This window comes from Streptomyces sp. NPDC012510, assembly GCF_042955065.1.
GTDB lineage: Bacteria > Actinomycetota > Actinomycetes > Streptomycetales > Streptomycetaceae > Streptomyces.
Map to the genome: position 1 here is coordinate 108,335 of NZ_JBIBEN010000010.1, position 19,927 is coordinate 128,261.

The 19,927-nt window shown below is 71.2% G+C and carries 12 protein-coding genes; 5 read left to right on the forward strand and 7 right to left on the reverse strand.

The window, feature by feature from the left end:
* Positions 1-299: 299 nt before the first annotated feature.
* On the reverse strand, positions 300-959 hold the full coding sequence (locus ACFY9I_RS20095) for an ANTAR domain-containing protein (protein ID WP_391003704.1): 660 nt from the start codon (positions 957-959) through the stop codon (positions 300-302).
* Between the two features lie 353 nt (positions 960-1,312).
* On the opposite strand from ACFY9I_RS20095, the gene ACFY9I_RS20100 reads away from it, so the two are divergent.
* Positions 1,313-2,470 (forward strand): aromatic acid exporter family protein, encoded by a 1,158-nt coding sequence (locus tag ACFY9I_RS20100; protein WP_391003368.1) that lies wholly within the window; start codon positions 1,313-1,315, stop codon positions 2,468-2,470.
* Positions 2,471-2,966: 496 nt separating this feature from the next.
* On the opposite strand, the gene ACFY9I_RS20105 is transcribed toward ACFY9I_RS20100, so the two are convergent.
* The 4 genes from ACFY9I_RS20105 to ACFY9I_RS20120 all read right to left on the reverse strand — a co-directional run bounded on the left by ACFY9I_RS20105 (position 2,967) and on the right by ACFY9I_RS20120 (position 10,251).
* The gene (locus tag ACFY9I_RS20105) at positions 2,967-4,463 is read right to left on the reverse strand and encodes a family 43 glycosylhydrolase (RefSeq protein ID WP_391003370.1); all 1,497 of its coding nucleotides are present in this window, start codon (positions 4,461-4,463) and stop codon (positions 2,967-2,969) included.
* A complete protein-coding gene (locus ACFY9I_RS20110; RefSeq protein WP_391003372.1) occupies positions 4,460-7,750 on the reverse strand; it encodes a discoidin domain-containing protein in 3,291 nt (1,096 codons plus the stop codon). Before ACFY9I_RS20110 ends, ACFY9I_RS20105 begins: the two co-directional genes overlap by 4 nt.
* Before the next feature lie 224 nt (positions 7,751-7,974).
* Positions 7,975-9,099: a SpoIIE family protein phosphatase gene (locus ACFY9I_RS20115; protein WP_391003374.1), complete on the reverse strand. Its 1,125-nt coding sequence runs from the start codon at positions 9,097-9,099 to the stop codon at positions 7,975-7,977.
* Positions 9,100-9,216: 117 nt separating this feature from the next.
* Entirely contained in the window at positions 9,217-10,251 is a 1,035-nt protein-coding gene (locus ACFY9I_RS20120; RefSeq protein ID WP_391003376.1) for an alcohol dehydrogenase catalytic domain-containing protein, read from the reverse strand.
* A gap of 689 nt (positions 10,252-10,940) precedes the next feature.
* Here ACFY9I_RS20120 and ACFY9I_RS20125 point away from each other — a divergent pair.
* Together ACFY9I_RS20125 and ACFY9I_RS20130 are read left to right on the forward strand one after the other, a co-directional pair.
* On the forward strand, positions 10,941-12,653 hold the full coding sequence (locus ACFY9I_RS20125) for a dihydroxy-acid dehydratase (protein WP_391003378.1): 1,713 nt from the start codon (positions 10,941-10,943) through the stop codon (positions 12,651-12,653).
* A gap of 320 nt (positions 12,654-12,973) precedes the next feature.
* Positions 12,974-15,664: a LuxR C-terminal-related transcriptional regulator gene (locus ACFY9I_RS20130; protein ID WP_391003706.1), complete on the forward strand. Its 2,691-nt coding sequence runs from the start codon at positions 12,974-12,976 to the stop codon at positions 15,662-15,664.
* Positions 15,665-15,826: 162 nt separating this feature from the next.
* On the opposite strand, the gene ACFY9I_RS20135 is transcribed toward ACFY9I_RS20130, so the two are convergent.
* Both ACFY9I_RS20135 and ACFY9I_RS20140 read right to left on the reverse strand, forming a co-directional pair.
* Positions 15,827-16,303, reverse strand: coding sequence for a hypothetical protein (locus tag ACFY9I_RS20135; protein WP_391003380.1), 477 nt, complete (start codon positions 16,301-16,303; stop codon positions 15,827-15,829).
* A 70-nt stretch (positions 16,304-16,373) separates the two neighbouring features.
* Positions 16,374-16,823 (reverse strand): hypothetical protein, encoded by a 450-nt coding sequence (locus tag ACFY9I_RS20140; RefSeq protein WP_391003382.1) that lies wholly within the window; start codon positions 16,821-16,823, stop codon positions 16,374-16,376.
* A gap of 304 nt (positions 16,824-17,127) precedes the next feature.
* Between ACFY9I_RS20140 and ACFY9I_RS20145 the strand changes: the two genes are divergently transcribed.
* A complete protein-coding gene (locus tag ACFY9I_RS20145) occupies positions 17,128-18,822 on the forward strand; it encodes a helix-turn-helix domain-containing protein (RefSeq protein ID WP_391003384.1) in 1,695 nt (564 codons plus the stop codon).
* Positions 18,823-19,032: 210 nt separating this feature from the next.
* Positions 19,033-19,584 (forward strand): snapalysin family zinc-dependent metalloprotease, encoded by a 552-nt coding sequence (locus tag ACFY9I_RS20150; RefSeq protein ID WP_391003386.1) that lies wholly within the window; start codon positions 19,033-19,035, stop codon positions 19,582-19,584.
* The last annotated feature ends 343 nt before the right edge of the window (positions 19,585-19,927 follow it).

Consider the following 19,927-nt stretch of genomic DNA (forward strand, 5'->3'; position numbering starts at 1 on the left):
CGTGGTGAATGGGTGCCTAGGGCGTCGGGATCCGCGCCGTCCCACGGATCCCGCCCGCCCCGAGTGCCCCGCCCGACGGTGTCCATACGCGGCTGCCGCACGGTACGCGGCCTGCGCACGGTCCTCTCCGGCTACCCGCACCGACCTGCCGCGCGGTCGTCGCGTTCCGGGAGGTGTGGGGAGCCGGGGCGGGGGGACTTGGTGAGCAGGTCGGGTTCAACGGCGTTCCCATGGGGGCCGGCCCGACCAGGCTTCTCTGGTTCAGACAACGTGCCGGAGGAGCCGTCCGCCCGAGGTCGTCAGAGGCTGCCCTGTTCGCAGACGCGGCGGGCGACCTCGCGGAGCTTGATGTTGTTCTCCTGCGAGAAGCGGCGCAGCACGTCGAACGCCTCCGTCTCGGTGAGGTGGTGGCTGCCCATGAGGATGCCCATGGCCTCGCCGATCACATGACGGGTGGCGACGGCCTGCTCCAGTTGGGCATGGGTACGAGCGCTGGAGAAGGCGACGGCCGCGTGGGAGGCGAGCAGCCAGCCGGCCAGCTCGCTGACCTCGGTGAACGCACCGGGCTCATGGGAGTACAGGTTCAGGGCGCCGAGGTCCTCGTCCTCGGTGAACAGCAGGAAGCCCATCATGCTGCCCACTCCGAGGCGCTTGGCCCGGGGGGCGTAGGAGGGCCAGCGCGGCGGTTGTGCGGTGAGGTCGGCGATGCGGAAGACCTGTTCGCCCCGCGAGCCGACAGCGGCGTCGAAGCAGGGGCCTTCGCCCAGTCGCTCCTGCAGCAGGTCGCTGTCGACGACCAACTGGTCGGTGGGGGCCAGCGTCCGCACCTTTCTGCCGTGCAGCACGAGCACTCCCGCCGCGTCACAGCCCTCCACCAGTTCGGTGGCCGAGACGGTGATCCGCTCCAGCGTGGCATCGACCGACTGCTGCGCCAGAAGATCCCGCGCCAGAGACGCCATCTGCTGTGCGAACCGATCCCAGTCCACACCGTCCTCCGCTTCGCGCCGTCCGGAATGAGCCGGTAACCAGCCTCGCACGGGCGCCGTGGAGACCGCTGCCGCAGCCGCCTCCACGGCGTCGGCGTGGCGTCCGCCGAGGTCGTGGCGGACGGAGCCGTCACCGCCGGCGTCCGAGTCGTTGGGCGGGGTGGTTCGTCGGCGACCTGCGGTGCGCGCCGTGCCGTGCTTGCACGCCTCGCGTGCCCATCCTGGTGGCGGACACGCCATGCTTCTTCGGCGCATCGGCAGGGTTCGTCCGTCGAAAGTCGTGGTCGGGGGGTGCGGATCGTCCTCGTCGTGGCACTTGGTGTGCCATGGAGTGGACGGGCAGGACGGTACGGGCTATACGGCGACGTGGTGCGGACGTCGTGCGGACAGTGCGATGGGCCTGGGCGGAGCCGGGCCGTGAGCGGGATCTGGTGGCCCAGGCGGGCAAGGCGGCGCTGGCCGCCTGGATCGCCTGGGCGGTGGCAGGCTGGTGGCTGCAGGCCCCGATGGCGTTCGTGGCGCCCTGGGTGGCGGTCGTCATCGTGGAGTCCACGGTGTACCGGTCGGTCGCGCACGGGCTGCAGCAGGTCGCGGCCATCGCCGTGGGCACGGTGGTGGCGACGGCCGCGGCCCTGGCGCTGGACAACACGATGGTCACGATGGCCCTGGTCCTGCCGACGGTGCTGCTGCTGGGGCAGTGGCAACGACTGGGCAGCCAGGGGGTCTACGCGGCAACCGGCGCGCTCTTCGTGCTGACCGGCGGTCAGGTCACCGTCGCCGCGTCGGCCGCCCGGATCGCCGAGGCGCTCTTCGGCGCGGTGGTCGGTGTCGCGGTCAACGCGTTGATCCGGCCTCCGGTGTACCTGCGTGACACCCGCGCCGCGTTGACGGACGCCGCCCGGGAGGCCCAGGAGATCCTGGACGCGGTGGCCGACGGGCTGGCCGAGGGCGAGTGGGACGCGCACCAGGCCGGCGACTGGCACGAACGCGCCCTGCGGTTGGGCCGTCTGGTCGACCAGGCCGGCTCGGCGATCGGCTGGAGCCGGGAGAGCATGCGCATCAACCCCTGGGCACGCCGCAAGCACGCCCTGGCCCCGCCCGGCAAGGCGTACGCCGACGCGCTGGCCGTGCTCGACTACGTCGCCGTCCACACCGCCGGCGTCACCCGGACGGTGTGGGAGACCGCCGACCACAACGTCGAGGCGGCCCGGCCCGCCGAGGCCCTCGCCCAGCCCTACGCGGTCTTCCTGCGCCACACGGCGCGCGCCATCCGCCTCTACAGCGAGACCCGGTTCGCCTCGAACGGCCACGACGACTCCGCCGCGCGGGAACTCCGCGAGGCCGTCGGAGAACTCCAGCGCACGCTCGACGCATTCCGCCGACGACTGCCCGGAGCCGTCGCGGACGATCCCGACGCCCTGGTGACCTACGGAACGCTGCTGGCCCAGGCACACCGGCTGGCCGGCCAACTGGTCCAGGACTGACCCACGGCGCCCCGCAGACCGCCCGGCCCCGCGCGCCGCCGTACCGCAGGCACCCGGACCCGCCCGCACCCGTCAGCAGTTCGCCACCCGGAGTTGACGTGCAGAAGAGCCGTGGGATCGGGTTCCCGGCCCGGCAGGAAGGGCTCCAGCGACCGGGGCCCGGGCGGCAGCGCGTACGGCCTGGTCCCACCGGCGTCCGTGTCCCGGCCCCAGCGGCCGATCACGGTGACCTCTTCGGATGCAGGGAGGTGACGAGCGCGGGCTCACGGTGCATCGCGGCGGAGCTGCCCGGTCCACGATGACGGCCACGGCCCCCCGCCCCAGCGCGGCCGCAGCCGGCCCGCCGCGTGCGCGTCGCCGGGCGACGGGCCGCCACGCGCGCGCAGGGGCACCAGCTCCACCTCGTGCAGCGGCCCTTGCGGTCGGACCGTGCCGACCGCTCTGGGTGCAGCGGCCCTTGCGGTCGGACCGTGCCGACCGCTCTGGCTCGCTGGGGCTATTCGCCCGACGGCGCGGTCAAGGTGGCGCCGAGCGGTACCGGGGTGCCGAAGTTCGGGGTGCCGTCGGCGTTCCACGTGAACTTCTGCGCCCTGGTCGACCGGTTCATGTCGCAGCCGCCGGAGGCGGAGCTGTTGGCGTGGTACACCATCCAGTCCTCGGTCCCGTCGGGCGACTTGAAGAACCCGTTGTGGCCGGGGCCGTACACACCGGCAGAGTCGGACCGCTGGAAGACCGGGTTCGGCGACTTGACCCAGGACGACGAGTTGAGCGGGTCACCGCCGTTGTGGGTCAGCATGCCCAGCTTGTAGTCGGGTGTGGAGCAGTGGCTGGCCGAGTAGACGATGAACGTCCTGCCACCCCGCTGCAGGACCTCGGCGCCTTCGTTGACCGCGCCGCCGACCGTCTCCCAGCCGTAGGTCGGCGTGGACAGCACCCGGCGGGTGCCGTTCGCCGTCCACGGGTTCGACAGCGGCCGGATGAACATGGGCTGGGAACCGTTGTAGTACGTGCCCAGCAGGTACAGCTTCCCGTCCAGTTGCAGGATTCCGGGGTCCAGCTCCCAGGTGTTGTCCTGCGTCGGGTCGAGCAGGTCGGCCTTGAAGCTGTACGGACCCATCGGGTCCAGGCCGGCGCTCTCCAGGACGTGGATCCGCTGGGTGCCCAGGTCGAACGGTTCCCGGCCGGCCGTGTAGTAGAAGTACCAGCGCTTGCCGTTGGGGCCGTCGAGCAGATGGAACTCCGGGGCCCACATCGTGCCGGCCCCGTTGGGCCGGGTCAGGCGGAAGACGACCTGCTCGGTGGCCGTGGCGAGCCCGGCGAGGGTGCTCGACCTGCGCATGGTGACCGTCGAGTTCCAGGTCGTGGTGGCGAGGTAGTAGAAGCCGTCGTGGTACGTCAGCCACGGGTCGGGGCCGCGCTGGGCCAGCGGGTTGGTGAACGTCTTCGGGGCGGTGCCGCCGCCGGTGAACCCGGGAAGCCGCCACACCCTGCCGTTCGCCGCCGAGCACGGCAGTTGGACCAGGTCGGTGTTCGAGGCCGACGAACCGCCGCTGGGCGCGACGCACTTGCCCGAGCCGACGGAGACCAGGTTGAAGGTCTTGTCCGTGCCGGAGACCGACACCGGGGCGAGCCGCCACCGCTGGTTGCTCGCGCCGTGGCAGGGCCACTGGATGATCGCGGCGTCGTCCGCCGTGGAGGCGCCGTACACGTCGACGCACTGTCCGGACCGGGTGGTGATCGTGTAGGTGTCGGCCGCTCCCGAGACAGGTGTGAAGCTCAAGCCCTGGTTCGCCCCTCCGTCACAGGTGAGGGCCCGTAGCCGGGTACCGTCGGCCATAGAGCCGCCCGGCAGATCGAGACAGTTGCCGCCGTTCTGGTTCACCCCCGTCGAGGTGAAGGAGACGGCGGCGGCAGCGGGCGGTGGCGCCACCAGGAAGGCGACGGCCATGGCGACCGAGGCGATGAGCGCGGACAGGGATCTGCTTCGGGTCACGGTCCGTACACCTTTGCTTCGAGGAGTCCGACGGAGTTGGTGCCGTTGCCGGTGAGCAGCACCCGTAGCCGGGTGGTGCTCGTGGCGTCGAAGGTGACGGTGTTGTACTGGTTCTTGGCCGACGGATAGCTCCCGGCGCCCGGCACGTCCACGTACGCACCGCCGTTCCAGTACTGCAGCTTCCACGAGGCAGGCATGTCGATGCCCTGGTCGTCGTCGAAGAAGTACACCTCGGCCCTGTTCAGGGTCTTCGCGGCGGGCCAGGTCAGCTCCGCCCATTGCTGTCCGGTCTCCGGCCAGGCCCCCCAGCGCGGGTTCACGGTGTCGTCGGACGACGGCGGATCGATTCCGTCGTTCACGGCGGTGACGCTCTCCCAGGGAGAGGTGTACGACGCGGACGCCGTGGCCGAGGCCGCCTGGTTGGCCGGCGGCTGGACGCCGCCCCGGTTGAACACCTTCACCTCGGTGAGGCCCGTCCTGGCGCCGGAGGCGTTGGTGGCCAGTACCCGGACGCGCTGGGCGTCGATCGCCGGGAACCGCACCCGGTTGTAGTTGGCCCGTGGCGCCGCCGGGCTCTTCGTCTGGTCGGGGACGTTCACCCACGAACTGCCGTTGTGGTACTGGACGGTGTACGCGGAGGGTGCCCGGTAGGTGGTGCTCGCGGGGCGGCTGTCCTTGAAGTGCAGGCGCACCTCGTCGAGCGTGCGGGTCGTGCCGAAGTTCAGCTCGTACCAGTCCTGGCTGTTGGAGGAGCCGCCCGCACCCCAGAAGGGCTCGTTGGTGGGGTAGCCGTCGACCGCGCCCAGGACACTGCTGCCGGAGCCGGTGTGGGAGGCGGACACGGCCGCGCCGGCGGCCAGGTTGGTCAGGTTCGCGGTCAGGTCGACGCCGGCCTTGGCGAGCATGTCGACCATCTGCGGACTGTCCTGCACTACCTGGGTGGGGGCCTTCAGCCCGGCGACGGCGGTGCGGTGGGTGACCGTGCCGCCGGTGGTCACCGCACCGGTCGCGGGGTCCCAGGTGAAGGGCACCAGCGAGCTGACGGTGGCGGCCCGGTTTCCGTTGACGTAGATCGAGTAGCCCTCCGGGACGCCGGGGTAGCGCACCACGCCGTCGGCCGGGTCGTCCCAGACGATGGACAGGTCGGCGCCCCGGTAGCGGAGGTTGTTGATCGTGAAGTGGCTCCAGCCGATGTCGATCGGGGAGAGTTCCACCTTGGCGTCGTCGCGCGGCCGCAGTCCGGCCACGTCCTCGATGACGGTCCAGTTGCTGCTGCCCAGGATGTTGTGGTGGATCCACGAGCGGTAGTCGATCGAGCTGCCGTTCCAGTCGGCCCAGAACTCGTTGGCGTCGGGCCACTGGGTGTTGCCGCCGACGTACTGCGCCCAGGTGTTCCAGTAGAGGAGCTTCTTGTAGTCGGTCGCGCTCATCCAGGAGTTGGGGTAGTTGCGCAGCACCGACGAGTACAGCCGGAACTGCACGGTCGAGTTGATGGTGGAGAAGTTGTTGGAGCCCGGCTCCCCGGCGTCGGCCGCCGCCTTCTTGTCGACCTGGTTGGCCGTGTAGAAGGGGAAGATCGGGTACTGGGCCGGATCGTCGTACAGCCGCAGTGCCTGCCGGTACGTCGCGGTGTTGGGGACGGCGCCGACCGAGAACGGGTAGTAGTTGTTGATCTCCTTCCAGGGCACCCATTCGTTCGTCGACTTCAGCCGGTGCTCGAACAGCTGCCGGCCCGGGTTCCACAGCACGTTGACGATGGCGTCCTTGATCTGGTTGGCCAGCGTGCGCATCTCGGTGGCCTTCGCCGTGTCGCCGGTCGCCTCATAGGCCTTGGCGGCGGCGAGCGCGCCGCTGTACTGGTACGCCGACTCGGCGCGGTCCATGTTGCCCGACTTCCAGTGGAAGGACACGGCGTCGGCGTCGTTGCCGGTCAGCGCGCCCCAGTCGTACTCGATGAGCTTGTTGCCGTCGTGGTCGTAGTGCGCGAGCTGTCCTTTGACGTCGCCCTCGGCGTAGCGGGCCAGGTTGGCGGCGATGCCGGGCTGGCCACCGTGGATCTGGTAGCTCTTCCAGGCGGCCTCGGCGATGTACTGGGTGTAGCTGTTGGACCAGTTCTCCGGGTCGCCCGGGTTGTCGAGGAAGCGGCCGCCCTTGGAGGTCTGGCCGACGCTCAGCCAGTCCCCGTACGCGTAGGCGGGGTTGCGCAGGTACTTGAGGTCGTCGATGTGCATCGGCTGGGTGAGCGCGACGGCGTTGTTGTAGCCGAGGACGCCCTCGGTGGAGGTCGGGAACTGGAACGTCTGCCCCGGGATGTCCGCGTCGAGGCTGTTGAAGCGCATCAGCCACCAGCGGTAGTAGATGTTCTTCTTGATCGCCGGCTCGGGCACGTCGATGTAGGGCACGTTCTGCGCCCACCACAGGTTGTAGGCCCGGACGTGGGTGGCGAAGGCGGTGGCCGGCGAGTGGCCCGCGTACGCCGTGTACTCGGTGAGCGACTGGGGGATCTCGTCGGTGACGAAGCCCATGACCACCTTCGCGGTCACCGTCGCCCCGGCCGCGATCGTCACCGACCGGTTGAGTGCGCCGTTCGAGGCGCTGAACCCGTCGCCGGTGAGCCGGGGGCCGAGGGTTGTCAGGTTGTTGTAGGCGTTGACCTGCCCGGTCAGCTCGCTGCCGCTGCCGGAGGTCGCGTACGGGGAGGTCGCCCGCAACCGCAGCGTCGTGGCACTGGAACCGTTGTTCCTGATGGACAGGTTGGTCACGGCGACGTTGTTGTCGGTGATGAACTTGGTCTGGTCGACGGTGATCGAGCCGCTGGTGTGCACGCTCTTCCAGTGGCTGGGCGTCTGCCGGCGCTGGGCGACCTGCTCGGTGAAGGTGCCCGGTGTGATCGCGACGGTGTAGGCGTTGCTGTCGTTGATGCTCTCCCAGTAGGCGACCTTGCCGCCGAAGCCGAGCTGGGAGGGGTTGTGCTCCTTCATGAAGAGCGCCCGCCCCCGGCTCATCAGCCAGGGCCCGGCGGGGTCGTTGCCGGGGCGGGCGAGCAGACGGTCCATCCAGAAGTCGGTGCCCGAACTCTCCGCGTCGTAGATGGCCTTCATCATGTCGCCCGGTGTGTGGGCGACGGGTGGCGCCGGGATCGCGGGTCCGCCGAAGGTGGGGAGCCCGATGGTCTGCGCGGCGGCGGCCGGCGGCGCGGCGACGACGGAACAGACGCTGAGTACCAGCGCGACGAGGAGACACCTCGTGCGCCGGCGTCGTACCAGGAGGACGTGCGGTCTTCTCATCGGATGCTCCCTGTCCCGTTGACAACACGCGTTCGCTCGCGATGGCACCGACGTTCATGAACCGGGGAGTGTGGAAAGGACCTAAAAGGTTTTCGCAACGTAGAAGCGCACTGTTGAAGTGTCAAGAGAGGTGAGTGAGAGCGGAGTTGACAGAGGCGGTCCCGCCAGCGGAAATCCTTTTCGGTTCTTTTCCGACGGCCGGTCCGAGGCCGTGGCGGTCGTGATCAGAGACGTGGTGCGCGGCGGACCGTCAGGACGGCGACGTCGTCGTGTCGGCCGCCGCCGCCCGCATAGGCGCGGGCGTCCTCGTACAGGGTCCGGGGCAGGTCGGTGGGGGAGAGGTCGAGGCGCTCGGCCAAGCGTTCGTCGACCGGGTAGAAGGTGCCGTCGGCGGCGCGGGTCTCCGTGAGGCCGTCGGTGCTGAGGAGCAGCGTCGCGCCGTCCGGGAACGGGAACCAGCCCACGGTCGTGGGTTCGAGGGCGAGTTCGGCGAGCCCGAGCGGTACGCCCGACTCCAACTCGGCCGTGGTGACCGTGCCTTCGTGCATGACGTGCGGCAGGACGTGCCCGCAGTTGACGGCCTGCACCTCCTCGCTGTGCGCGTCGACACCGAGGACGAGGGCGGTCACGAAGCGCTCGTCGTCGCCGGTGAGTTCGGCGTAGGAGTTGTGGCGGACGACGGCGGCGTCCAGGGCGTCGACGAGCGCGGTGAGCGTGGGCTCGCGGTGAGCGGCCTCACGGAAGGCGCCGATGACGGCGAACGCGGTGCCCACGGCGGCCAGCCCCTTGCCCTGGACGTCCCCGATCAGCACCCGGGTCCCCCAGGGCGAGGCGACCACGTCATAGATGTCGCCGCCGACGAGCCGGTCCTCCTGCAGCGGTTCGTAGACGCCGTTGACCAGGACGTCGTCGGTGAGCAGGGGGAGGGGGTGGAGGATGTGCCGCTGCATGGCGGCCGCGGTGGAGCGCAGCCGGAGCATCTCGTGCTCGCGTTTGATGCGCCGGTGGCAGGCGTAGACGGAGGCCACTCCCAGGGCGAGGGTGAGCAGCACCAGCAGGAGCCGGTCGAGCCAGCGGTCCGCGTCGACGTTGCGCACCGCCGCGGTGGTGGTCACGACGAGCGTGGTCCACGCGGCGACGAACGCCGTCTGCCGGACGGTGCACAGCGCCGACGCCGTGCCCGGCAGGAACACCAGCAGCCCGAGCAGCCACACCTCGGACCCGGACAGCACCCCGAGGGCCTCGACCAGGGCGGACACCGCCAGCACGCTGAGGACCAGTTCGACGTTGCCCGGAGGCTCGATGGCCTCGAACGGCTCGACGGGTCTCTTCCGGCGGCTACCGGCCATGCGAACTCCCGGACGGATCGTGACCTCCCCGTCTCCCGGACGGATCGTGATCTCTCCGTACGGTAGTCCGGGCCCTGCCACGTGCGAGAACCGCCCCGCCGACAGCGCGGCGGCCGCTCAGGGGCCCGGTCGCGCCCGGCCGGGCCGGGGGTCGACGTGGATCTTCGGGCCGGGACCGGCGCCGGCCGGTCGTTCTCCGGCGAGCACGGGGCCCACCTCGTCGAGACCGACCGTGGCGGCGACCAGCGGTCCGGGGTCGACCGAGCCGGTGGCGTACGCGCTGATGGTCGCTTCGAGGCCGGGAGAGGCGGACAGAATGCCGACGGCCGTGACGTCCTTGAGGACGAGCGTGCGGGTGTCGATCCGGCTGGGCTCGCCGGCCAGTCCGATGTACACCACGCGGCCCCCCGGCTCCACAGACTCCAGGGCGCTGTTCGGCAGCCGGGCGGCGTTCGTGGCGTCGACGACGGCGTCGAACGGCAGGTCCGGGACGGAGTCCTCCGTCCAGGCGTGAGCGAAGCCCAGGCCACGGGCGAAGGCGAGGGAGGCGGGGGCCTGGCCCATGAGGTGGACCTCGACACCGGCGGCTCGCAGGAACATCGCGACCAGCAGCCCGATCGTCCCCGGGCCCAGGACCAGCACACGGTCCCCGGGCCGTGCCGCGGTCGCCCGCGCGGCACGCAGGGCGTTGCCGCCCGGCTCCACGAGCGCCCCGAGCACGGCGTCCACGGAGTCGGGCAGGGCGTGCAACGAGGAGGCGGGGACGGCGAGTCGCTCGGCCAGGGCACCCGCCTGACCCCCGCGTATGCCGACCTCCCGGCGCCGTTCGCACACATGCCGGCCGCCCCGCAGGCAGCGACGACAGTCGCCGCAGCCCAGCATCGTGTCGCCCATGACCCGGCGTCCGACCCAGCCGGGGTCGACCCCGGCGCCGACCGATGTCACCCGCCCCGCCCACTCGTGGCCGAGCCGCATCGGATACGAGGAGTGACCTTGGTGGAGGTAGGCCATCGTGCCGGTGAAGAACTCCATGTCGGTGCCGCACACCCCGACCCGCTCGACGTCGACGACGACCTCGCCCGTGCCCGCGACCGGCGCCGGGACCTCCTGGACCTCGAACGCGCCGGGGGCGGTGAGGACGAACGCGCGCATGAGGGACACGGTCTTGTCTCCAAGGTGGGGGCCGGGTGTGAGTCGGGTCTTCGGCGGTTCTCGGCAGGGCTTCGGCGGGGCGCGGCGGGTCCTCGGGAGGAGGCGGGTCCTCGGCAGGGTGCCGGCCGGGCGTCGTCGGCTGGACTTCTACGGGGCGCGTCGCCGGCCCACCGTCGAACCTCCTCCAGCCTGCCCAACAGCCTGCGAAGCAAGCGTCGGTGGGCGGGTCCGCCTCGGCGCGGTGTACGACCTCACGGCCGTCGAGCACCATGTGGGGCGGCGTCTCACCGAAGGGGTTCGCCGACGCTTCGAGCGTGGGCCGGACGCGGAGGTGCTCGGGGCGTGCCTAGTGGTGGGCGAAGGCCAGGCGCGGAAACTCGTCGCCGAGGCCGAGGGGCCACGGGCGTCCTGACCGGCCAGGCCGGCCCGGCGCAGCGCGCCGAGAACCTGGTCCACGGTCGGCTCGGGACTGCCGATCACCCGGGTCAGCCCCTCCAGCCCCATCCCGTCGGGGTACCCCGACGGCTCCTTGAGGACCGCCGGCACCCGGCCCGCCCCCACGAGCCGATGCCTCCGGAAGCCCTCCGGGCCGCCCGCACCGCGGTCTGCCGATCTCTCGCACGCCTGCGTATGCTTCATCGCGTTCCGGACTGTAGACCGCCGTACCGACGGTCGGAAGGGGCTCCGTGGTGACGCTCCGCAGCGCGCAGTGGTACGAGGGGCAGGACCGCAACGCCTACATCCACCGGGCGTGGATGCGACGCGGCGTGCCGGGCGACGCCTTCTCCGGCCGGCCGCAGATCGCCATCGCCAACACGGCCTCCGACCTGACCCCGTGCAACGCGCACCTGGACGAGGTGGCCGCGTCCGTCCGCAACGGTGTGTACGAGGCGGGCGGCATCCCCCTGGACCTGCCCGTGGTCTCGCTCGGCGAGACGAACGTACGGCCCACCGCGATGCTCTGGCGGAACATGGCCGCGATGGCCACGGAGGAGATGCTGCGGGCCAACCCCATCGACGGAGTGATCCTGCTGGGCGGCTGCGACAAGACGATCCCGTCGCTGCTGATGGCGGCCGCCTCGGTGGACCTGCCCGCCGTCGTGGTCCCCGGCGGCCCGATGCTCAACGGCACCTTCCGCGGCGCTCCGCTGGGCTGCGGCACGGGTGTGTGGCAGTTGTCGGAGGAGGTCCGGGCGGGCACGCTCTCCCAGGAGCAGTTCACCCGCTCCGAGTCGGCGATGATCCGCAGCCGGGGGCACTGCAACACGATGGGGACCGCCTCGACGATGGCGTTGGTGGCGGAGGCCCTGGGCACGGTGATCCCCGGTGTGGCCGGGACGCCCGCCCCCGACAGCCGACTGCTGCAGGCCGCGCACCACACCGGCCGGCTGGCCGTCGACCTGGTGAGCGCCGACCGGCGGCCGGGCACCTTCCTGACGAAGGCGTCGTTCCACAACGCGATCGTCGCGCTGGCCGCGATCGGCGGCTCCACCAACGCGGTCGTCCATCTGCTGGCCATCGCCGGACGCCTGGGCATCGACCTCACCCTCGACGACTTCGACCGCGTCGGCTCCCGGGTCCCCGTCCTGGTGGACCTCCAGCCGGCCGGACGCTTCCTGATGGAGGACCTCCACCGCGCCGGGGGGCTGCTCGCAGTCCTGCGCGAGGTCCGTGACCTGCTCGACCCCGACGCGACGACCGTCACCGGCAAGCCCCTGGTAGACCATCTCGACGACGCTCCGGTCTGGGACAGCGAGGTCATCCGCCCGCGCGCCGAACCGCTCGTCGCCGAGGGCGGCATCGCGGTCCTGCGCGGCAACCTCGCTCCCGACGGCGCGCTCGTCAAACCGGCCGCCGCCTCCCCGCACCTGCTGCGCCACCGGGGCCGAGCCGTCGTCTTCGACTCCGTCGAGGACTTCCACGCCCGCATCGACGACCCCGACCTGGACGTCGACGCCGACTCCGTCCTCGTCCTGCGCGGCTGCGGCCCCAAGGGCTATCCGGGCATGCCCGAGGTCTCCAACATGCCCCTGCCGAAGAAGCTCCTCGAACGGGGCGTCCGTGACATGGTCCGCGTGTGCGACGGCCGGATGAGCGGCACGGCGTACGGCACGGTCGTCCTGCACGTCGCCCCCGAGGCTGCCGCCGGCGGCCCCCTCGCCCTCGTGCGGACCGGCGACTTCATCACCCTCGACGTGGAGGCCCGGCGCATCGACGTCGACGTAACCGACGAGGAACTCGCCCGCCGCGAGCCGAACCGGGCCACGCTCGACGGCTTCGCCAACCCCCGGCGCGGCTGGGAACGCCTCTACGTCGACCACGTCCTCCAGGCCGACACCGGTGCCGACCTCGACTTTCTCATCGGCTCCAGCGGCTCCGAGGTGACCCGCGAATCGCACTGACCGAGCCGCCGGGGACTTCGCACCGCCGGGTGGTGCGCCCTGCGCCGCCTCGTCGATGGGGCCTCGCGAGGAGACCGCCGGGGAAGCTCGGCACGGCGTGCCGCCCCCGGCCCAGCCCAGCCTCCAGCCCGCCAACCTCCGGCTCCGCCTTCGGCCCGGCTCCGCCTCTGGCCCGGCTCCGCCTCCAGCCCCGCCCCCCTCCAGCCCCGCCTCCGGCACGGCCGCGTCCCCCGGCAGCACGCGCGGCCGCGCGGGATCGCTGGGATGCTGAACGAGAAGCGCTGCCCGGGAGAGTGGCCTGATGAGCGGTGGTGAGCGCGATGGCAGGGTTGTCGGCGAGCGGTTCGGGTCCCGCCGTCCCGGATGCCGACCCCCAGGGTGACCCCTTCCTGCGGACCCGGTTCGCCGTACCGGCCCTCCCCGCCACGTTCCTCCGCCGTGAACGGCTGGTCGACCATCTCGACCAGGCCCTCCAGACCCCGCTGACCCTGGTCGACGGACCCGCGGGAGCCGGTAAGACACTCCTGGTCGCCGACTGGGCGGCGCGGCGGGGCCGGCCGGTGGCATGGCTCACCCACCAGACCGGCGACCGGCGCCCCGGCATGTTCTGGGCGTACTTCCTCCAGGCGCTGCGCGCGTCCGGTGTGGCGCTGCCCGACGGGATCGGCGGCCCCGCCGACGCCGGCCGCGTGGACCGTACGCTGCTGACACGGCTCGCCACCGAGCTGGACGCCCGGGACCGGCCCGTGCTCGTGGTGCTCGACGAGTACGACAGGGTGACCGACCCGGCCATCGCGGAGCAGCTCGAGTACGTGCTGCGCCACGCCTCCCGGGGCCTGCGCCTCATCCTCGTCACGCGCACCGATCCGCTGCTGCCCCTGCACCGCCACCGGGCGGTCGGCGACATGACGGAGATCAGGGGCGCCGAACTGGCGTTCACGCCCGAGGAGGCGGAAGCACTGCTGGGGCTGCACGGCCTGAGCCTCCCCGTGCGTGCGGCGGAGGCACTCGTGGAGCGGACCCGAGGGTGGGCGGCCGGTCTGCGGCTGTGCGCCCTGGCCGCAGGGCAGGAGCCGGACCCCGAGACGTATCTGAAGCGGTTCGAGGCCGAGCGCACGGCGGTCGCCGACTTCCTGCTCGCCGAGGTGCTCGATCGGCAGCGCCCCGAGACGCGGGACATCCTGCTGCGCGTCAGTGTCGTGGACCGGTTCCGTCCCGAGCTTGCGAACGTGCTGACGGGGCGCACCGACGCCGAGGGCATACTCGCCGAACTCCATCGGGGTAACGCGTTCGTCGAGGACCTCGGCCACGCCTGGTACCGGCTCCACCCGCTGTTCCAGGAGATCCTCCGCGCCCACCTGCGCCGACGCTGTCCAGGTCTGGAACCCACACTGCACCGGCGGGCCGCCCGGTGGCTGCGGCGTTCGGGAACCCTCACGGAAGCGCTCGACCACGGCGCCGCCGCGGGCGACTGGGAGTTCGCCGCCGGCGCTCTCGTCGACGACCTCGCCATCGGACGGCTCTTCACCGGCCCGCGCTCCGACGCCCTCGCCGAGTTGTTCTCCCGGATGGGCCCGGAATCCAGGAGCCCCGCCACGGATCTCGTACGCGCGGCCCGTGAACTGTCGCGGTGCGAGCTGGACCGTGGTCTGGCCCACCTGCGACGCGCGGAGCGGAGCCTGGCGGCGCAGGAGGACACGCGGACGGAGCCGGAGGAGGAACCGGGGCCGGCGGTAGCGCGGCTGAGCTGTGCCCTGTTGGAGGCCCTGGCGGCCAGGCTGACCGGCTCGCCGAGCTGGGCTGAGCTGGCCGCCAGGGCGGCCGAGGGCCTACGGCAGCAGGTCCCCGCCGACCTCCTGGACAGGCACCCCGAAGTCGCCGCCCTCCTGCGGACCCATCTGGGTTCGGCGCGCCTGTGGGCCGGGCGCCTGGAGGAGGCACGAGCGGCCCTCTCCCCGGTGGCCGACTCCTCCGGCGACGCGTCGACCGCCCTGCCGCGCGCGGACTGTCTCGGCCGTCTCGCCCTGATCGACTGTCTGAACGGCTGGCCCGACAAGGCGGAACGCAGGGCCATGGCCGCGCTGAGCACGGCCGAGCGGTACGGTCTGCCGGAGCCGTCCGGCTCCGGCCTGGGACGGCTGGTCCTGGCCGCCGTGGCCGTCGACCGGGACGAACTACGACTGGCGCGAGCCCACCTCCACGCGGCGCAGCACATCCGTCCACCGACGCGGGACCCCGTCACCGAGGCCGGCCTGGCCCTCGCCACCACCCGCCTGCTGCTGGCCCACGGGGACACCCGGGCCGCCCTCAGGGCGGCGGAGCACGCCGTCGCCGCCGACGCCGTCTCGCCCTGGGCGCAGGGCCACACCGCGCTCGCCGTCTCCGCCGCCCGCCTCGCCGAAGGCCGGCCCGAGGAGGCCGTCGCCCTGCTGCGCGCGGTGCCCGGGGACCAGCCGGTGTGCGCCGTGCAGGAGGCACGGGCCCACCTCGCCGCGGGCCGGCCTCTCGCCGCGATCGACCTGCTGGGCGGGTTGCGGCCCCCGAGCCGCCTTGGCCCGGCGGTGACCGTACGGGCCCTGCTGGTCCGCGCAGAGGCCGCGACAGCGGTCGGGGACCCCGCCACCGCGCGTCGGCTTGTCGCCCGGGCACTTCACGAGGCCCGAGCGGAACGCCTGCGCCGGCCCTTCGCCGAGGCCGGCGGGTGGCTCCGGCCCCTCCTCGACGCCCCGCCGCTGAGGGGCCTCGCAACCGGCTGGCTCACCCCCGGACCGCCGCAGAACACCGCACCGCCCCTGGCCGAGGGCCGCCCGCCGGTCGTGGAGGAACTGAGCGGACGCGAACGCGATGTGCTGCGACTGCTGGACCGGATGCTGTCGACCGAGGAGATCGCCGCCGACCTGTGCCTGTCCGTGAACACCGTCAAGACCCACCTCAAGAGCGTCTTCCGCAAGCTGGCGGTGAATCGCCGGGCCGACGCGGTACGCCGCGCGCGCGAGCTGCGACTGCTGTGACCTGGCCACCCGGCCGACAGCACGGGTCGACGCACCCGCCGGCCGGTGCCCCTTCCCGAGCCGGGGCCGGTGCCCCTTTCCGAGGACGCGCGGGAAGCCGCGAAGCCCCGGCGGCGGGGAGACCGGGGCTCGCGGCGTCACAGGCGGTGCGGCGTGCCTGGCTCAGCAGGAGCTGGAGCTCTGACGCACGATGTGGGCGTTGGCTTCGTCCCCGACCTTGACCCAGAGCGCCGACTTGCCTCGCCGGTCGTACGTCTCGTCGTCGTTGATCGGTCCGGGAATGTCGAACGACACCTTGTAGCACCACCCGGCGTCGACTCGGAACGCGTCCCAGTCCTGGCTCCACGGGGTGTGTTCGCCCGGACTGAGCCACTCCGTCTTCTGCGGGACGTCGTCGCTCTTACAGGTCGGCTCGGTGGTCGTCGTGGCGCCGGTGAGATCCCAGCCCCTGCACCAGTTGAAGTAGGCCGTGGCTCCGACGCTGCTGTCATTCACGGTCGATGAACATCCGAGATTCCCGCACTTGGGGCCCGCGTACGCTGCGGGCGCGGGTCCTGCCACAGCGAAGGCGAGGGCGGTCGCACCCACCACGGCCACCGCCTTGGACCGCTTGCTGAACAACAGCTCGTGCAGCGGCATGTCTTCTCCTCTTGTCTGTCGTCCTGTGCGTGGTCGGCCCTCCACCGGGCGCCCGCTTTCGCCGCGGATGTCATCCGTAGGAGACGTAGCAGTTGACGCCGTCGGACTCGCGGTAGCAGTGCGCGTTCTCGTGGTCCTGGATCTTGGTGTAGACGTTCGCGTTGACGCGGCGCCAGGAACCGTGCATGTTCAGCCAGTACGCCTCGTACTGCAGCGTGAAGGCGTCGGTGTCGTTCCACACGGTCCAGCTGTATGTGCGGCCGTTCATGCTGGAGGTCCGGCAGTTGCCGCCGCCCTGGACCCAGTTCCAGGTGTTCCCGCCACCCCAGTTCCAGATCGAGCAGTTCGATCCGTAGCCCGCGTTGTAGTTCCGGATGTCCTTGGCGATGACGAGGTTCTGGATGCTGTCGTGACGGATGACGTCCCCTCCGGTCACGGCGTGGGCCGGGCCTGCGTCGGCCATGAGCATCGCCGCTCCTGCGGCGAGTACCGCGGTGATACCCCGGACTGCTGAATGCATGATCATTCCCCCTCTTCTGGTCGGTGCGATGCTGCCGATGCTTCGGGCCGCCGAAGCAGGCGGTCCTGCCACGGCCCGACCGGCGATCAGATCGTGGGCCACGGGCCGGCGCCCAGCAAGGCTCGAGCCCGAAGATGGAACGGCTGGAACGCCGCCCACGTCTCTAGCTGGAGGGTTCAGGCGTCCCGGAACGCCGAGATCCCGTCGAGCGGGCCGGCGCCGTGCCCCACAAAGGGAGGCGGCGGTTGGGCGGCCGGCCCCGGACACCGCCGTCCTTCGCCGGACAGCAACGTGAGGGGGGCCCATGGCCAAAGCACCGGATGACAACGAGCTGGCCGCTGCTCTGGAGGAGCTCAAGCAGCGCAGCGGGCGCAGTTACCAGTCGATCGGACAGCAGATCAACGCCAGCAAATCCACGGTCTACCGGTACTGCGCCGGGCACAGCCTCCCCAAGGACTTCGCCACCGTCGAGCGCTTTGCCAAGGCGTGTCAGGCAGACAGGGCCGAGACGACAACGCTGTACAGACTGTGGGTGCGCGCCCTGGAGACGTCCGAGGCGCCCGGCCGCCCCGCGCGGAAGCAGAAGCAGACGCACATCCTGCCTGACGCCGACTCCATCGACCGACCGGCGGACGTACCCGTCCTCCTGCCGCCGACCCTGCCGAAGAGAGGAAACGGCCGCAGACGCAGACGCGACTTCACCTATCTGCTCGCCGCCGTGATGTCCGTCCTGCTGCTGGGCACGACCGCGGCCAGCGCGGGTCCGCCGCGCCTGCGTCAGCCGCAGTCACGGCACGCGGCGCAGTGGATATCCGGACCGGGCTGGGTCAGCTTCCCCACACCGGTTCCACCGACCCACTTCGGCGTCACGATCAACAGCACCACGGGCACCATGCCGTCCTTCCGGACCGGCGCTGTGCGGCTGTGGGACAGCGGCACACTCTGGGCCGACCTCGAACCGGAGCGCGGAGAATTCGACTGGTCCGTCCTCGACAGGCTCGTCGGCGGAGCCCGACGGGCGGGTCTGCCCGCCCTCTTCGTCATGGGAGGCACACCGGCGTGGGCCAGTCCGAACGGCCCGGTCGGGCCCTACGACGACGACTCCCGAGCCGCACCACCGGACCGACTGGCCGACTGGGACGCCTTCGTGCACGCCCTGGTCCACAGGTACCGCGGGCGCATCGAGGCCTACGAACTGTGGGTGCTGGCCAACGACTCCCGCTTCTACAACGGCAGCGTCGAAACGCTCACGGAGTTGACGCGCAGGGCGGCCCGGATCATCCGTGCCGCGGACCCGGAAGCCACCGTCGTATGTCCCGGCATGGGCCGCCTGTGGAACACCGACGGGATCGACGTCCTGCGCCGTTTCGCCGAGCTCGGCGGGTACCGCCACTGCGACGTCGCCGGCATCAAGCTCTACCAACGCACCGCCTCCGACCCGCCCGAGACGATGCTCGACCTCACCTACAAGGTGGACGAGATCCTGCACGACGCCGGCGTTCACCCGCCCGTCTGGAACACCGGAACCATGTACGAGATCCCGCTGCAGGACTCACTGGACAGCCGTCGTGCCACCAACTACGCCGTGCGCTTCTATCTCGTGGGCCTGTACGCGCGCGATGTCAACCTCGAGCGTATGTACTTCTACAACTGGGGCGGGACCAGGATCCCCGTCGTCCTGCAGGCCGAGGGCGGTTCCCCCACCCGGGCGGCACTGGCCGTCGAGCAACTGCAGCGCTGGCTCGGCCATGCGCGGATCCATTCCTGCGGCCACGGTCTTCCCGCCGGCCTCCCGAGCAATGTCTGGGAGTGCGAGTTCACCGTCACCGGGTCCCAGCGCGATCACCAGGCCACCATCCGTTGGACCGACACCGGTACCGCCACCACCGACGCGGGGCCGGACGTCCGGGCGGTACACCGGCTGAACGGCGACAAGGACGCGGTCCGGCCCGGCGATCCCCTCACGATCACCGAGGAACCGGTCCTCATCGAACACTGATCGCCGCCCACCGGTCAGCTCCCCCGTCGCGGTTGAGCGTCGAAACAGATTCATAAGTACGCCAGAGGCCGGACCCGTTCGAGACTGTTCCCGCCGTGAGGGGCGGATCACTGATACAGGCCATTTCGTCGATCAAAGCGGCCGGAACGTGCGTTGAGGACCACACCCGAGGCCTCTAGCCTCCGTTGGAAATGGAACGGAGGCATTTCAATGGCGCGAGCACTGAATCTGTTGTCGGCGGTGGTTCTGGCGTCCAGCGCCCTGCTGGGTGTCGGCACGCCGGCCAACGCGGCCGACCCGGCACCCGAGATCATCCCCATCGACCTTCTGCTGGCCGGCTCCTACACGGACGCGGCCCGCGAGGCGATCGGGATATGGAACACCTCTGTCCCGTCGATCAAATTCGTTGAGCAGGACACTCCGGCGGCGCTGCGGGTCATGGAGTACAAGACGGCCAAGGGAGTTCAGTCCCATGTCAACATCAAGGGCGCGGGCCGGGGTTGGGTGTACCTGGAGGTCGGTGACGCCCAGCTGTACAAGCCTTCTCGTATCGTCGTCCACGAGTTGGGGCATATTCTGTCGCTTCCCGACCTGGGCCCGGGCAGTCCGTGCTCCAAGGTGATGTCGGGTGCCTGGGGAGGATCGGACTGCCTCAACGTTCAGCCTGACGCCGCCGAGAGGGCCGCTGTCAGGGACTTTTTTGCGGTCAATGACGTCGGCGACCGGGTCCCGTGGTGGGGGTCAGGGCTCGCCGCACGGTAGAGCCTGTCGCGAGTCGCCTCGCACGAACACGAACACGGACGCGGTGCGTTCGCTGAAGCAGAAGACGTCGGGGGCCAGGCGCCACACGCCTGGCCCCACTGTTGGTTCAGGGGACGCCAACGTGGCTGTCTCGGCCGGATGGCCGGTTGTGACGGCCGGGCCGCGGCCGTTCGGCCGAGGCCGCTGGGAACCCCGCTTCCGTATCCTGCCGCGTGTGTACTCCGAATCTTCGCTGTTCCGTCGGGCGCTGATCTCCGTCGGTTGTCTTTCCCTTGCCGGCGTGTGGTTGCTGGATCTGGCCTCGGGAGGGTCGAGTCGGAGGCAGAGGGAAGCAGCCCGCGAG

Coding starts and splice junctions, on each gene's coding strand:
- ACFY9I_RS20095 (WP_391003704.1), bottom strand. CDS start 959: ATGGCGTCTCTGGCGCGGGATCTTCTGGCGCAGCAGTCGGTCGATGCC.
- ACFY9I_RS20100 (WP_391003368.1), top strand. CDS start 1,313: ATGGAGTGGACGGGCAGGACGGTACGGGCTATACGGCGACGTGGTGCG.
- ACFY9I_RS20110 (WP_391003372.1), bottom strand. CDS start 7,750: ATGAGAAGACCGCACGTCCTCCTGGTACGACGCCGGCGCACGAGGTGT.
- ACFY9I_RS20115 (WP_391003374.1), bottom strand. CDS start 9,099: ATGGCCGGTAGCCGCCGGAAGAGACCCGTCGAGCCGTTCGAGGCCATC.
- ACFY9I_RS20120 (WP_391003376.1), bottom strand. CDS start 10,251: ATGCGCGCGTTCGTCCTCACCGCCCCCGGCGCGTTCGAGGTCCAGGAG.
- ACFY9I_RS20130 (WP_391003706.1), top strand. CDS start 12,974: ATGGCAGGGTTGTCGGCGAGCGGTTCGGGTCCCGCCGTCCCGGATGCC.
- ACFY9I_RS20135 (WP_391003380.1), bottom strand. CDS start 16,303: ATGCCGCTGCACGAGCTGTTGTTCAGCAAGCGGTCCAAGGCGGTGGCC.
- ACFY9I_RS20140 (WP_391003382.1), bottom strand. CDS start 16,823: ATGCATTCAGCAGTCCGGGGTATCACCGCGGTACTCGCCGCAGGAGCG.
- ACFY9I_RS20145 (WP_391003384.1), top strand. CDS start 17,128: ATGGCCAAAGCACCGGATGACAACGAGCTGGCCGCTGCTCTGGAGGAG.
- ACFY9I_RS20150 (WP_391003386.1), top strand. CDS start 19,033: ATGGCGCGAGCACTGAATCTGTTGTCGGCGGTGGTTCTGGCGTCCAGC.